Raw genomic sequence first — 14,037 nt, 5'->3', positions numbered from 1 at the left:
GCACGCGCGCGGGGCAGGATCCGGGGCATGACCGATACGGCGGAACGCGACGACCGGGTGACGGACGACCAGGTGACCCGGGTGACGGACGAGGACCGGGGCGCAGGGCTGCGCGCGAGGCGGCTGGCCGCCCATCGCACCGCCCGGCGCGTGCTCGCCCGGTTCGGCTTCCACCAGACCCTCCGGGAGCGGCTGTCGGTGCTGGAGGAGGCGGCCGCCGTCCACGACCTCGACCAGCTGTCCGACCTGTACGGCGGCGGTGTCGTCGAGGCGCTGGAGACGAAGGTCGCCGGACTGCTCGGCACCGAGGCTGCCGCGTTCTTCCCGACGGGCACGATGGCCCAGCAGGTGGCCCTGCGCTGCTGGGCGGGCCGCACCGGGAACCCGACCGTCGCCCTGCACGCGCTCAGCCATCCCGAGGTGCACGAACGCAACGCGTTCAGCGAGGTCGGCGGGCTGCGCCCGGTGCGGCTGACGAGCGAGCCGCGGATGCCGTCCGCCGCCGAGGTACGCGACTTCGAGGAACCCTTCGGGGCGCTGATGCTCGAACTGCCGCTCCGGGACGCCGGTTTCGTGCTGCCCACCTGGGAGGAGCTCACCGAGGCGGTCGACGCCGCGCGGGAGCGGGACGCGGTGGTGCACTTCGACGGGGCCCGCCTGTGGGAGTCCACCGTCCACTTCGACCGCCCCCTGGCGGAGATCGCGGGTCTGGCCGACAGCGTCTACGTGTCGTTCTACAAGTCCCTGGAGGGCTTCGGCGGTGCGGCGCTCGCGGGCCCCGAGGAGCTCGTCGAGGAGGCGAAGACCTGGCGCCACCGGTACGGCGGGATGGTCTTCCAGCAGTTCCCGACCGTGCTGTCGGCGCTGGTCGGCCTCGAGCGGCAGCTGCCCCGGCTGCCGGAGTACGTGGCCCACGCGCGCGTGGTGGCCGCCGCCCTGCGCGAGGGGTTCGCCGCGGCCGGGCTGCCGTGGGCGCGCGTGCACCCGGAGGTGCCGCACACCCACGACTTCCAGGTGTGGCTGCCGTACGAGGCGGACGTCCTCGCCGAGGCCGCGGTCCGGACGGCCGAGGAGACCGGGGTCGTCCTGTTCGGCGGCGGCTGGGATCGGGGAGGGCCCGGTATCGCGCTCACGGAGGTGCATGTGCGGGCCGCCGGACTGGAGTGGAGCGCCGAGGACGTGAAGGCGGCGGTCGCGGAGTTCGTGGCACGGCTGCCGGAGCAGGTCAGGTAGGGCGCCGCCGCCACCGGCTCAGGGCGTCCCGGAACCGGGGCCGGACCGGGCGGCCCGCGAGGACCGCGCGGAGCCGCCGTTCCTCGCGCCGTTCCCGCACGACCCGCCGGTCGTGGGTGCCGGGAGCCGGCGGGGCGGGCTCACCGAGGGACCGGGCGCGGTGGGTGTCGAGGAGGTACTGCTGCGTGACGCTCATGCTGAATCGCCTCTGCCGGAGGGGGTGATGGAGGTCCGAAGGCTCCGCGGCTGCCCCAGTCGTCCCACCGTGCTCCCGGGCCGGTCACGGCGTCGCGCCGATTGACGAGGCCCGTCAATCGACGGGGGCGTTGTCGGTGGCCGGGTGCACCATGAGGGCATGAGCGTGCACATCGACATCGGGGGGCTGCGGCCCGAGGCGGTCGCCGTCGTGCCGTCGCCCCTGGCCGAGCTCGGCATGGCGCTGCACGCGCTGTCCGAACCGGCGCACCACCCGGGCCTGCAGGGCTGGGTGACGTCCGTGACGGCCCGGCTCGACCCGCATCTGGCCGACCGGATGTGCGAGGCGGACTTCCTGTGGCGGACGACGTTCTCGGATCTGTTCCTGCCCTGGGCGGGCCTGCCCGACCGGCACACGCTCCCGGGGGCGACCCTCGCCGAGGAACTGGACCAGCTCGACAAGCTGTCCGACGAGCAGTTCGTGGACACGGCGCTGGAGTTCACCTGTTCCCCGGGCTACGGCGAGTGCGGGCCCACGGCGCTGTCCGACCCGCAGACGCGCCGCCGGACACTGGAGCTGGCCGCCGCCCGCGGACCGCGGCAACTGAACTTCGGCGAGCGGCTGCTGGCCGATCCGCCCCGGATCCGGGCCTGGCTGCGCCAGTTCCTCCGGGACTGTGAGGAGGCGTTCTTCGCGGACGTCTGGTCCCGGCTGCACCACCAACTCGCGGCGGACGCCCGGCACAAGACGGATCTGCTGCGGCGCAGGGGCCTGGCCGAGGGACTGGCCGCGGTGTCCCCGGCGGTCACGCTCGACGCGGCCGCCGGCCGGATCACGGTCGACAAGCTGGGCGACGGCCGTACGGCGACGGGCGACGGCGGCCTGGTGCTCGTCCCGACGAGCCTCGGCTGGCCGCATCTGATGGTTCTGCACCGGTACGGCTGGCAGCCGGTGCTGCTCTACCCGGTCGGCTCACCGGAGCTCGCCGCACCGCAGGCGCTCGAGCAGCTGGCACTGCGGATGACCGCGCTGTCCCATCCGGTGCGGATGCGCATGAGCCGCCATCTGGCCCGCAGCGCGCACACCACCAGCGAGCTGGCGCAGTCGCTCGGCATGACGGCCCCGGAGATATCCCGGCACCTGGCCGTGCTGAAGAAGGCGGGCTTGATCACCACCCGCCGCCGCGGCCGCTACGTGCTGCACCAGCTGGACGTGACGGTGGTGGCCCGGCTCGGCAGCGAGTTCCTCGAAGGGATCCTCCGGTAGCCGGCCCGGCCCTCAGGCAGCCGACCCGCGCCGCCGGATCGGCGTCGGCGGGTCCGCGTCGGCGGGTCCGCGTCGGCGGATCGGCGTCGGCGGATCGGCGTCGGCGGGTCCGCGTCGGCGGATCAGCGCCCGCGGATCAGCCGTGTCCGCCCGCCCGCACCAGTCCGGTCTCGTAGGCCAGGACCACGACCTGCACCCGGTCCCGGAGCCCCAGCTTGGTCAGGATGCGGCCCACGTGTGTCTTCACGGTCGCCTCCGACAGCACCAGCCGTGCCGCGATCTCGCCGTTGGACAGCCCCTGCGCGACCAGCACCATGACCTCGCGCTCACGGTCGGTGAGCCGCTCCAGCTCCTTGTGCTGGGGCTGCTTGGTGCCCGGCAGCATCGGTGCGAAGCGGTCCAGCAGACGGCGGGTGGTGGAGGGCGCGACGACCGCGTCCCCGCTGTGCACGGCCCTGATCGCGGTCAGGAGCTCGGCCGGCGGCACGTCCTTCAGCATGAAGCCGGAGGCGCCCGCCTTCAGCCCGGAGAAGGCGTACTCGTCGAGGTCGAAGGTGGTCAGGATCAGCACCTTCGGCGGGTCGGTGTCGGCGCAGATCCGGCGGGTCGTCTCCACCCCGTCGAGCTTGGGCATGCGGACGTCCATCAGCACCACGTCGACCTCGGTCGTCCGCAGTTCCTGGAGGGCCTCGACGCCGTCCCCCGCCTCCGCCACGACCTCCATGTCGGGCTGGGCGGCGAGCACCATCCGGAACCCGGTCCGCAGCAGCACCTGGTCGTCGACGAGCATCACGCGGATCGTCATCGGGCCTCTTCCATGTCGGGGTCGTCACACGGGGCGTTACAGGTCAGTGCACGTCATGCACGTCATGCACGTAGTTACAGGTCATCGCGGGTCGTTCCAGGTGTCACCGAGGGGCGTGCGGCCACGTCAGTGCGCGGGTTTGAGCGGCAGCAGGGCGCTGATGCGGAATCCTCCGCCCGGGCGCGGGCCCGCGTCCAGGGTGCCGCCGACCATACCGACCCGCTCGCGCATGCCGATCAGACCGTGGCCCTGCCCGTCGAACCCGCCCTCCTCGTACAGCTCGTGCGGGGCCCCCTTGCCGTCGTCCTCGACGAGCAGGCCGAGTCCGTCGTCGAAGTAGACCAGTCGCACGCTCGCGCCCGCGTTGGCCCCGCCGTGCTTGCGGGTGTTGGTGAGCGCCTCCTGCACGATGCGGTAGGCGGTGAGCTCGACGCCACTGGGCAGCGGGCGGGGGGTGCCCTCGACCTTGAAGTCGACGGGCAGCCCGGACGTGCGGCACTGCTCGACGAGGTCCTCGATCTGCTGGACGTCGGGCTGTGGCACGTACTCGCCGGCCTCCTGGTGCTCGCCGGTGCGCAGCACGCCGAGCAGGCGGCGCATCTCGGCGAGGGCCTGGCGGCCGGTGGAGGAGATGGTCTCCAGGGCCTTCTTCGCCTGGTCGGGCGCGGCGTCGAGGACGTAGGCGGCGCCGTCGGCCTGGACCACCATCACCGAGACGTTGTGCGCGACGACGTCGTGCAATTCGCGTGCGATCCGGGCGCGTTCGGCGGCGACGGCGACCTTGGACTGCGCCTCGCGCTCCTTCTCCAGGCGGGCGGCGCGCTCCTCCAGTTGCGCGAAGTAGGCGCGGCGGGTGCGGATGGAGTCGCCGAGCACCCAGGCGAGGGCGAACGGAACGGTCTGCAGGACCGCCAGGGCGATGTCGCCCGCGAAGCCCGTCTGCTCGTTCGACCAGCGCAACTGCGCGAGAGGCGCCGCGCACAGACCGGCGACCAGCGCGAAGCGTGACGCCCAGCGGGCACCCTCCACCGCGACCGTGTAGACGATCACCAGCATGGCGAAGTCGGCGGGCAGGATCGCGACGTCGGTGATCAGCTGCGCCACGCCGACCGCGGCAGCCAGCAGCAGCATCTTCTCCGGCATCCGTCGGCGCAGCGCGACCACGAGGCTCAGCAGCAGCGTGATCGGGACGACGGCGGCCCACGGGCCGATCCGCTCGCCGGCCGCCCCGCCCAGCACCGAAATCCCGAGGAGGACCACGGCCCAGGAGCCGTCGACCCACATCGGGTGCCTGCGGAGGAAGTCATAGAGGCGCTGCACGTAACCCAGCGTAGGGAAGCGCGATAGGTGCAGGGGTCAACCGGAGGGCCGATCCGCACCGGGCGCGCGTACTCCGCAAGGTGGAGTTGCGTGCGTTGTGTGCGCATAGCCTGGCCCGGTGACGGCACGGACGAGCGACGAGTGGCGTGGGTGGCAGGGGTGGCGCGGGTGGCGTGCCGCGGCGCAGCACGCCCTGTACGCGCCGGGGGGCTTCTACCGGCGCGCGGAAGGGCCGGCCGGACATTTCAGGACGTCCGTGCATGCGTCGCCGCTGTTCGCCGGTGCCGTGGCCCGGCTGCTGTGCCGGGTCGACGAGGCGCTGGGGCGGCCCGGGACGCTGGACTTCGTCGACATGGCGGCCGGGCGGGGTGAGCTGACGAGCGGGGTGCTGGCCGCACTGCCCGCCGACGTGGCGGCGCGCACGCGCGCGTACGCCGTCGAGATAGCCGAGCGGCCCGCGGGGCTCGATCACCGGATCGAGTGGCGCGCCGCGCCCCCGGAGGGGACGACCGGGCTGCTGTTCGCCAACGAGTGGCTGGACAACGTGCCCGTGGAGGTCACGGAGGTGGACGCCACCGGCGCCACGCGGCTGGTCATGGTCCGGCAGGACGGGACCGAGCGGCTCGGGGAGCCGGTGACGGGGGCGTCGGCGCGGTGGCTGGAGCGGTGGTGGCCGCTGCCCGGCGAGGAAGGGCTGCGCGCCGAGATCGGCCTGCCCCGGGACGAGGCCTGGGCCGGGGCGGTCGCGACGCTCCGGCGGGGCCTCGCCGTGGCCGTGGACTACGCGCACACGGCGGACACCCGGCCGCCGTTCGGGACACTCACCGGGTTCCGGGAGGGCCGGGAGACCACACCCGTCCCGGACGGTTCCTGCGACATCACGGCCCATGTCGCGCTGGACGCGTGCGCACTGCCCGGCGGCCGCGTGCTCCCCCAGCGCGAGGCGCTGCACACCCTGGACGTGACCGGCGCACGCCCCCCGCTCACGCTGGCCTCCGCCGATCCTGCCGCGTATGTACGGGCCCTCGCGAGCGCCGGGGAGGCCGCCGAGCTCACCGCGCCGGGCGGCCTGGGCGACTTCGGCTGGCTGGTCCAGCCGGTCGGGATCACGGACCCCTTCCGGGGATGAGCCCTACTTGTCGATGTCCCCGACCACGAAGAACATCGACCCCAGGATCGCCACCATGTCCGCCACCAGCGTCCCCGGCAGCAGCTCCGTCAGCGCCTGGATGTTGTTGTACGACGCCGAGCGCAGCTTCAGCCGGTAGGGGGTCTTCTCGCCCTTGCTGACGAGGTAGTAGCCGTTGATGCCGAGGGGGTTCTCGGTCCACGCGTACGTGTGGCCCTCGGGGGCCTTCAGGACCTTCGGGAGCCGCTGGTTGACCGGCCCGGGCGGCAGCTCGGCGAGCCGGTCGAGGCAGGCGTCGGCCAGGTCCAGCGCGTTGTGCGTCTGCTCCAGGAGGCACTCGAAGCGGGCGAGGCAGTCGCCCTCCTGCCGGGTGACCACCTTCAGGGTGTCCTGGAGGTCGCCGTAGGCGAGGTACGGCTCGTCCCGGCGCAGGTCGAAGTCGACGCCCGAGGCCCGCCCGATCGGCCCGCTGACCCCGTAGGCGTGCACGGCCTCGGCGGTGAGGGTGCCCACGCCCCGGGTGCGGCCCCGGAAGATCTCGTTGCCGAGCACCAGGTCGTCGAAGCGGTCCATCCGGGAGCGCACGTCGGCGACGGCCGTGCGCGCGCGTGCGGTCCACCCGGCCGGCAGGTCCTCCTTCAGGCCGCCCACGCGGTTGAACATGTAGTGCATCCGCCCGCCGGAGACCTCCTCCATGACGTGCTGGAGTTCCTCGCGCTCGTGGAAGGCGTAGAAGATCGGGGTGATCCCGCCCAGCTCCAGGGGGTACGAGCCGAGGAACATCAGGTGGTTGAGCACCCGGTTCAGCTCGGCGAGCAGCGTGCGCAGCCACACCGCGCGCTCGGGCACCTCCATGCCGAGCATCCGCTCCACGGCGAGGACGACGCCCAGCTCGTTGGAGAACGCCGACAGCCAGTCGTGGCGGTTGGCGAGCATGATGATCTGGCGGTAGTCGCGCGCCTCGAAGAGCTTCTCCGCGCCGCGGTGCATGTAGCCGATCACCGGCTCGGCGTGCGTGATCCGCTCGCCGTCCAGGACGAGCTTCAGCCGCAGCACGCCGTGGGTGGACGGGTGCTGCGGTCCGATGTTGAGCACCATGTCGGTGCTCTCCGCGGCGCCGCCGATTCCGACCATGGTCTCCGTCGTGGGAGTCATGGACACAGTCTCTCCTACGTACGCTGGCCCCATGGATACGGGGAGTCCGCAGAACGCAGTGCCGGTGGGACCGCAGGGCACGGTCGAGGCCGCCGGGGGTGAGCCGGTGTGGATCGCGCTGCCGCCCGGCCTGCTGAAGATGCGCCGGCTGCTGCTGGTCGTGTGGCTCGGGCTGATCGCCCTGGCGGCCGGGCTGCTGCCGGGGCTGCTGGCCGGTCCCGCCTGGGCCGCGTTCGCCCTGGCGCCGCTGGCGCTGATGGCCTGGGGCTGGGTGATGACCGAGCGCAACTGGCGTTCCTGGCGGTACGCCGAGCGGGCCGACGACCTGCTGATCAGCCGGGGCGTGCTGTGGCGCGAGGAGACGGTGGTGCCGTACGGGCGGATGCAGCTCGTCGAGGTCACCTCCGGGCCGGTCGAGCGGCACTTCGGGCTGGCCAGCGTGCAGTTGCACACGGCCGCCGCGGCGACCGACGCGACCATCCCGGGGCTGGACCCGGCCGAGGCGGAACGGCTGCGCGACCGGCTCACCGAGCTGGGCGAAGCCCGGTCGGCGGGGCTGTGACGGCGCCCGGGGCCGCGGAGGTCCCCGAGGCCGCCGACGGGATCACCGAGCGGCGGCTGCACCCCGTCACCCCGCTGCGCCGCGCCTGGGCCCCGGTCGCCGTGCTCATCGGCTGGGCCGTGCACGACCCCGACGGGGCACAGCGCCATCTGACCCGGCTGACGACGACCACGCTGCTGATCGGTGTCGCCGTGCTCGTCCCGGCCGCAGCCCTCTACGGCTTCTGCTCCTGGTGGTTCACCCACTTCGCGGTGACCGGGACCGAACTGCGCATCCGTACCGGGCTCGTCTTCCGGCGCACCGCTCACATCCGGCTGGAGCGGATCCAGGCCATCGACGTCACCCAGCCGCTGCTCGCCCGGGTCGCGGGCGTGGCCAAGCTCAAACTCGACGTCATAGGCACCGACAAGAAGGACGAACTGGCCTTCCTCGGCGCGGACGAGGCACGGACGCTGCGGGCCGAACTGCTCGCCCGGGCGGCCGGTTTCGCGCCCGAGACCGCGCACGAGGTCGGGGAGGCCCCGGTCCGGCAGCTGCTGCGGGTGCCGCCCGGGGTGCTCGCCCTGGCGCTGGTGCTGACGGGCGCGACCTGGGGGTCGCTGGCCGCCGCGCTGGTCGTCCCGCCGGTGCTGTGGCTGGTCACCCACAGCCTGTGGACGGTCCTCGCGGTCGCCCTGCCGCTGCTGGGCGCGGCGGGCGCGAGCAGCGCGGGTCGGTTCGTCGCCGAGTACGACTGGACGGTGGGCGAGTCGCCCGACGGGCTGCGCATCGACCACGGGCTGCTGGACCGGGCCCACGAGACGGTGCCGCCGGGGCGCGTGCAGACCGTGCGGATCGTGGAACCGCTGCTGTGGCGGCGGCGCGGCTGGGTGCGGGTGGAGCTGGACGTGGCGGGCTCGTCCAACTCCGTGCTGGTGCCGGTCGCTCCGCGCGCCATCGCCGAGGAGGTCGTCGCGCGGGTGCTGCCGGGGGTGAGCGTGCCGGGGCCCGCGGCCCTGTCACCGGCACCACGCCGCGCACGCTGGTGCGTACCGCTGTGGTGGCGCGGATACGGACTCGCCGTCACGGACGCGGTGTTCGCGGCCCGGTCCGGGCTGCTGCAGCGAAGCCTGGCGCTGGTGCCGCACGCCAAGGTGCAGAGCGTGCGGATGACGCAGGGGCCGTGGGAGCGGGCCCGGGGCGTCGCCGACGTGTGTGTGGACACGGGCGCGAACAAGACCGTGCGGGCGCGGCTGCGGGACACCGACGAGGCGCGGGCGCTGCTGGCGGCACAGGCGGAACGGTCCCGAACGGGACGCAGGGCCGCAGGGCCGGACCGCTGGATGGCGTGACCCGCCGAGCACAGGGACCCACGGCCGGAACCACAAGACAGCCGGACCCGCCCAGCACAGGGACCCACGGCCGGAACCACAAGACAGCCGGACCCGCCCAGCACAGGGACCCACGGCCGGAACCACAGGACAGCCGGACCCGCCCAGCACAGGGACCCACGGCCGGAACCACAGGACAGCCGGACCCGCCCAAGCACAGGGACCCACGGCCGGAACCACAGGACAGCCGGACCCGCCCAAGCACAGGGACCCACGGCCGGAACCACAAGACAGCCGGACCCGCCCAAGCACAGGGACCCACGGCCGGAACCACAAGACAGCCGGACCCGCCCAGCACAGGGAGGGACCTGCGCCGGGCCGCCGGGGTCTGACCACCGTTACGGCGAAGGGCCCCCGGCCGCGGCCGGGGGCCCTTCGCCGTATCCGGGCTTCAGGACACCGCGCTGCGCAGTCCCTGTACGTCGATCTGTTCCGTCTCGTCGTGCGCGGTCAGGTCGATGACCTGGCCGATACCGCGCGACTCCTCGTCGGCCGGCTTGTAGCGGGCCTCGGTCTCGGCCTTGTGCAGGGCGAGCGCCTCCTGGCCGACGACATCGGCGAGGTCCTCGTTCTGCACGGCCTCCAGGGCCGCCGGCGACGCGCCGGCCTTCGTGCCGAAGAAGTCGAACCCGCCCCCTGCCTGCGGACGCCGCACCGGCGACTGCGGCGGGACGGCCACGGCCGTCGGCACGGTGAAGTGCCCGGAACGCCGCTCCGCGGACTGCTCGGCCCGCGCGGGCTCCGGAAGGCGGCCGCTCTCGCCGTCCGCCACGGCCGTCTCGGCACCCGCCGCGGTCGTCACGACGGCCGGCATGGACGTCTCGGCGGTCGTGCGCTCGTGGTCGTCGGCCACCCCGGACCGCTCCTCGGCCTCCTCCACAGGCGCCGGCTCCGACTGCTCCCGCTCCTGCTCCTGCGCGGCCTCCGTGTCCTGCGCGTCCTCGTCCTTCGGCACGCCGTCACCGTCACCGTCGCCGCCGCCGTCCGGGTCGGGAACCGTCTCGCCGTCGAACCGGGCGAGCGCCGCCGCGGCCCGCAGGAACAGGCGGGATCCCTCCGGGGAGAACACGGCCGGAACTCCGGGCTCCTCCTCCACGGTGAGGGCGGCGGGAGCCTCGTCCGGCTCCGCCGGAGCATTCGCCGCGTCCGACGCCCCCGCGGGCAGTGCGGCCCGCACCGGAGCGGTCGCCTCTATCTCGAGCACCCGGCGATCCTCCAGGACGCTCGCGCGCTCGGCCTCCGACGTGGCGTACCGGCGCAGCAGCGCGGCGTGCTCGTTGCGCAGGCCGGCCAGTTCCGTGCGCTTGGCGCGCAGCCGCTGCTCCAGCTTCGCGCGCAGCTCGCGCGACTCCTCGAGGTCGGCCTCCAGTTCGGCGACCCGCTCCTCGAAGCGCCACTCGTCGCTCGCACGCGCGCGCGTGAGGTCGGCGACGCGCTTGCCCGCCTGGGTGTCCCAGCGACGCAGCACGACCGCGCCGATGACCGCCGTCGCCGCGGCGGCCGCGGCCAGACCGCGGAGCACCATCGGCTCCGTGAACACCCAGGGCCCCAGGGCGCAGACGAGGGAGACGCCTGCGATCGCCGACGGGGGCAGCATCCTGTGCAGGGGCGGGGAATGGCGGTGACGTCCACGTGGCATGGCCAGAAACTTACCGCGCGTAGGCGAATCATGGTGACCCACCCCGCAAAAACAAAGCCACACCGAAACGTTCACACCACATCAGAACTCGAGGAGAACCGGAATCGACCGTTCATCCAATTCCCAAGATCATTTTCAGGAGCCGTTCAGCCGCCCGCTCATCCACTCCAGCGCCGCCGGAATCTCGCGCCGCCAGGTGTTGAAGTTGTGCCCGCCGCTTTCGAGGATGATCGACGAGATCCGCGTCCGCCCGGTGTCCTTCACCCGCTCGATGAACCGCAGCGTGTCCTTGTAGTCCTTCTCCCCGACCTTGCTGCTGCCGACCAGCAGGGACGTATCGGGAGCGGGCCTGTGCGCGAGGTACCACAGCAGGTCCGCGTCTTTCCGCAGCGTCTTGTCGCCCTGGAACAGATCACCTGTCGTGGCGTCGATCGGCGCCTTGAAGTACGGCGACAGCCCCGCCCCGGCGGCGTACACATCGGGATGGTGCAGGGCGATCTTCAACGCGCAGTAACCGCCCGTCGAGTTGCCGATGATGCCCAGACCGCCCGGCTTTTCGGCCACCCTGTAGTGCGTGCGCAACGCGTCGGGGAGATCCTTCGCGAAGAACGACTCCGTCTGCGGACCGCCCGGGATGTCGACGCACTCGGTGTCCCGGGGCGGCGCCACCGTCGGCCGCAGCATCACGAGGATCATCGGCTTCGCCCGGCCCGCCCGGGCCAGTTCCAGCGCCGTACGCGGATAGTGGAGCTTCTCCACCAGCGCCGACGCCGTGCCCGGATAGCCCGTCAGCACGACGGCCGTGGGGAACCGGTGGGTACGGTACCGCGGCTGGAAGTACTCCGGCGGCAGATAGACGTAGGCGGGCGAGGCGATGTGCGTCGTACGGCCCACGATGTCGACCTGCTGGATCCGGCCGCCGGCCTGCGGCAGCGCGCCGCCCGCCCCGGGCACCCGGCGCGAGCCGACCACCTCCAGCGGGCCCCCGCCCGCCGGGTGGTCGACGACGACACCCTGGTCCTTCTCCTGCCCGAACAGGTCCGCCCAGCTCGCGTAGAACCCGAAGGACTGGTTGGCGGCGAGGCCCACCGCGGCGAACAGCGCCAGCTGTGTGCCCAGCAGCAGGCCGACACGCCCGCCGACGGCACGCCGGCTCCGCCGTGCCAGCCGCGGCCACAGCCAGACCGTGCCGGAGAACAGCAGCACAGCGGACAGCACCGCCAGCACCAGCACTTTGTTGCTCGTCAGACCCATGGGTTGGTTACCTGTCCGCGCTCTCCGCCCCGGACCGCCCCGCGCTCACACCTTCGCAAGGGCTTGTCCCGGACTTTCCCCGACCGTTGAAACTGCTTTGACGTGGGGAGTGAACCTCTCTCCCCGAGACACCGTCCTAGAGGGCGCAATGTCGCCGGATGCCCGTATCGGTACCGGATCCAAGGTCTCTCGCAGAACTACGGGATGCGATGTCTGTCAGGACAGATGAGGAAATGTCAGCCGGGGTTCCGCGCCGCGGCAGCGCCACGGCACGCCCGGGCCTGATGAGCCGGATACCGCGCGGGCCACGCCCCGAGGCCGTCCCGGTCCTCGTCGGCAGAGCCTGCGCCCTGGTGGGCGTCCTGGACATCGCCGCGGGCGTCTTCCCCCGGTTCCGGCACAGCCGGATGCACGCCCTCGCCGAGGTCCTGCCCGGCGCGCTCGGCCCGTTCGCGGCCGCACTGTCCCTCAGCACCGGTGTGCTGTTGCTGCTGCTCGCCCACGGCCTCAAGCGCTCCAAGCGCCGGGCCTGGCGGGCCGCGGTGGCGCTCCTGCCGGCCGGGGCCGTCGCCCAGTTCACCTACCGGCACTCGCTCGTGGGCGTCCTGATCTCCCTGGCGCTGCTGGCCCCCCTGCTGCGCCACCGCGACCAGTTCAACGCCCTGCCCGACCCGCGCAGCCGCTGGAAGGCCCTCGCCAACTTCGTGCTCATGAGCGCCGGTTCGCTCGCGCTCGGACTGCTCGTCGTCAGCGTCCACAGCGGACGCATCGTCGGCGACCCCAGCCTCGCCGACCGCATCACCCACGTCATCTACGGCCTGTTCGGCTTCGAGGGCCCGGTCGACTACCGGGGCGACACCTCCTGGACCGTCGCCTTCTCGCTCGGCGCCCTCGGGCTGATCACCGCCGTCACCACCATCTACCTGGCCTTCCGCCCGGAGCACCCGGCCGCACGGCTCACCGAGGAGGACGAGGCCCGGCTGCGCGCCCTGCTGGACAAGCACGGGCGCCGCGACTCCCTCGGCCACTTCGCGCTGCGCCGCGACAAGGCCGTCGTCTTCTCCCCCAGCGGCAAGGCGGCGGTGACCTACCGCGTCGTCTCCGGCGTGATGCTCGCCAGCGGAGACCCGATCGGCGACGTCGAGGCCTGGCCCGGCGCCATCGAACGGTTCATGGACGAGGCCAGGGCCCACTCCTGGACGCCCGCCGTCATGGGATGCTCCGAGACCGGCGGCGAGGTGTGGACCCGCGAGACGGGGCTCGACGCCCTCGAACTGGGCGACGAGGCGGTGGTGGACGTCGCGGTTTTCTCCCTCGCCGGCCGCGCGATGCGCAACGTGCGCCAGATGGTCAAGCGCATCGAGCGCGCCGGTTACGAAACCCGGGTACGACGTGTCCGTGACCTCGGCGAGGCCGAACTGGACCGCATTCGCCGCGCCTCCGACGACTGGCGGGGCACCGACACCGAACGCGGCTTCTCCATGGCCCTCGGCCGCATCGGCGACCCCGCCGACGGCGACTGCCTCATCGCCACCGCCCACAAACAGGACGACCACCCGGGCCCTTACGGCGACCTCAAGGCGATCCTGCACTTCGTGCCCTGGGGCACCGACGGCGTCTCCCTCGACCTGATGCGCCGCGACCGCTCGGCCGACCCCGGCATGAACGAACTGCTCATCGTGGCCGCCCTCCAGGCCGCACCCCGGTTGGGCATCGCGCGGGTCTCCCTCAACTTCGCCATGTTCCGCGCGGCCCTGGCCCGCGGCGAGAAGATCGGCGCCGGCCCGGTGCTGCGCGCCTGGCGCGGACTGCTGGTCTTCCTCTCCCGCTGGTTCCAGATCGAGTCCCTGTACAAGTTCAACGCCAAGTTCCAGCCGCGCTGGGAGCCGCGCTTCGTCGTCTACCGCGCCTCCGCCGACCTGCCCCGCATCGGGTTCGCCGCCATGCAGGCCGAAGGCTTCGTCAACCTCGCCCTGCCCCTGCCGCGCTTCCTGCGCCGCCGCCGCACGGCCGCCCCGCGCCCCTGCGCCCACGGCACCACGGCCGAACGCGACGTCCGGGCGGCGTGACCCCGCCCCACCCGGGCCGCAGCGCCAGGCGGCCCCCGC

At 73.1% G+C, this 14,037-nt stretch carries 12 protein-coding genes; 6 read left to right on the top strand and 6 right to left on the bottom strand.

All coding sequences use genetic code 11. From position 1 onward, the window contains the following. Positions 1-27: 27 nt before the first annotated feature. Positions 28-1,233 carry a beta-eliminating lyase-related protein gene (locus AB0937_RS35695; protein ID WP_366717907.1) on the top strand — a complete coding sequence of 402 codons (1,206 nt, stop codon included), beginning with the start codon at positions 28-30 and terminating at the stop codon, positions 1,231-1,233. Here AB0937_RS35695 and AB0937_RS35690 read toward each other — a convergent pair. Continuing rightward, a complete protein-coding gene (locus tag AB0937_RS35690; protein WP_366717905.1) occupies positions 1,226-1,429 on the bottom strand; it encodes a hypothetical protein in 204 nt (67 codons plus the stop codon). The two genes, AB0937_RS35695 and AB0937_RS35690, sit on opposite strands and share 8 nt — an antisense overlap. Positions 1,430-1,588: 159 nt before the next feature. Between AB0937_RS35690 and AB0937_RS35685 the strand changes: the two genes are divergently transcribed. Beyond that, a complete protein-coding gene (locus tag AB0937_RS35685; protein WP_366717903.1) occupies positions 1,589-2,695 on the top strand; it encodes a DUF5937 family protein in 1,107 nt (368 codons plus the stop codon). A gap of 136 nt (positions 2,696-2,831) precedes the next feature. Here the strand turns inward: AB0937_RS35685 and AB0937_RS35680 are convergent, their stop codons facing one another. Beyond that, positions 2,832-3,500: a response regulator transcription factor gene (locus AB0937_RS35680; protein WP_234749908.1), complete on the bottom strand. Its 669-nt coding sequence runs from the start codon at positions 3,498-3,500 to the stop codon at positions 2,832-2,834. 126 nt (positions 3,501-3,626) lie between these two features. Next, complete coding sequence (locus AB0937_RS35675; protein ID WP_366717900.1) at positions 3,627-4,820, bottom strand: sensor histidine kinase; 1,194 nt, start codon at positions 4,818-4,820, stop codon at positions 3,627-3,629. A gap of 118 nt (positions 4,821-4,938) precedes the next feature. On the opposite strand from AB0937_RS35675, the gene AB0937_RS35670 reads away from it, so the two are divergent. After that, on the top strand, positions 4,939-5,949 hold the full coding sequence (locus tag AB0937_RS35670) for an SAM-dependent methyltransferase (protein WP_366717898.1): 1,011 nt from the start codon (positions 4,939-4,941) through the stop codon (positions 5,947-5,949). A gap of 3 nt (positions 5,950-5,952) precedes the next feature. Here the strand turns inward: AB0937_RS35670 and AB0937_RS35665 are convergent, their stop codons facing one another. Further along, positions 5,953-7,104 (bottom strand): NADH-quinone oxidoreductase subunit D, encoded by a 1,152-nt coding sequence (locus AB0937_RS35665; RefSeq protein ID WP_366717897.1) that lies wholly within the window; start codon positions 7,102-7,104, stop codon positions 5,953-5,955. Positions 7,105-7,135: 31 nt separating this feature from the next. On the opposite strand from AB0937_RS35665, the gene AB0937_RS35660 reads away from it, so the two are divergent. Next, entirely contained in the window at positions 7,136-7,666 is a 531-nt protein-coding gene (locus tag AB0937_RS35660; RefSeq protein WP_366717895.1) for a PH domain-containing protein, read from the top strand. After that, positions 7,663-8,997, top strand: coding sequence for a PH domain-containing protein (locus tag AB0937_RS35655; protein ID WP_366717893.1), 1,335 nt, complete (start codon positions 7,663-7,665; stop codon positions 8,995-8,997). Before AB0937_RS35660 ends, AB0937_RS35655 begins: the two co-directional genes overlap by 4 nt. A gap of 430 nt (positions 8,998-9,427) precedes the next feature. Here AB0937_RS35655 and AB0937_RS35650 read toward each other — a convergent pair whose 3' ends face one another. Together AB0937_RS35650 and AB0937_RS35645 are read right to left on the bottom strand one after the other, a co-directional pair. Further along, positions 9,428-10,675, bottom strand: a complete 1,248-nt coding sequence (locus AB0937_RS35650) for a hypothetical protein (RefSeq protein WP_366717891.1) — start codon at positions 10,673-10,675, stop codon at positions 9,428-9,430. A gap of 135 nt (positions 10,676-10,810) precedes the next feature. Further along, positions 10,811-11,929: an alpha/beta hydrolase-fold protein gene (locus AB0937_RS35645; RefSeq protein WP_366717890.1), complete on the bottom strand. Its 1,119-nt coding sequence runs from the start codon at positions 11,927-11,929 to the stop codon at positions 10,811-10,813. Positions 11,930-12,213: 284 nt separating this feature from the next. Between AB0937_RS35645 and AB0937_RS35640 the strand changes: the two genes are divergently transcribed. Next, positions 12,214-13,998: a phosphatidylglycerol lysyltransferase domain-containing protein gene (locus tag AB0937_RS35640; protein ID WP_366717888.1), complete on the top strand. Its 1,785-nt coding sequence runs from the start codon at positions 12,214-12,216 to the stop codon at positions 13,996-13,998. Positions 13,999-14,037: the final 39 nt, after the last annotated feature.

Origin of the sequence: Streptomyces sp. NPDC047880 (assembly GCF_040706515.1) — a bacterium.
In the GTDB taxonomy this organism is placed as follows: Bacteria; Actinomycetota; Actinomycetes; order Streptomycetales; family Streptomycetaceae; genus Streptomyces.
Note: the sequence above shows the minus strand (reverse complement) of the source record. Positions and strands in the feature narration are given on the sequence as shown.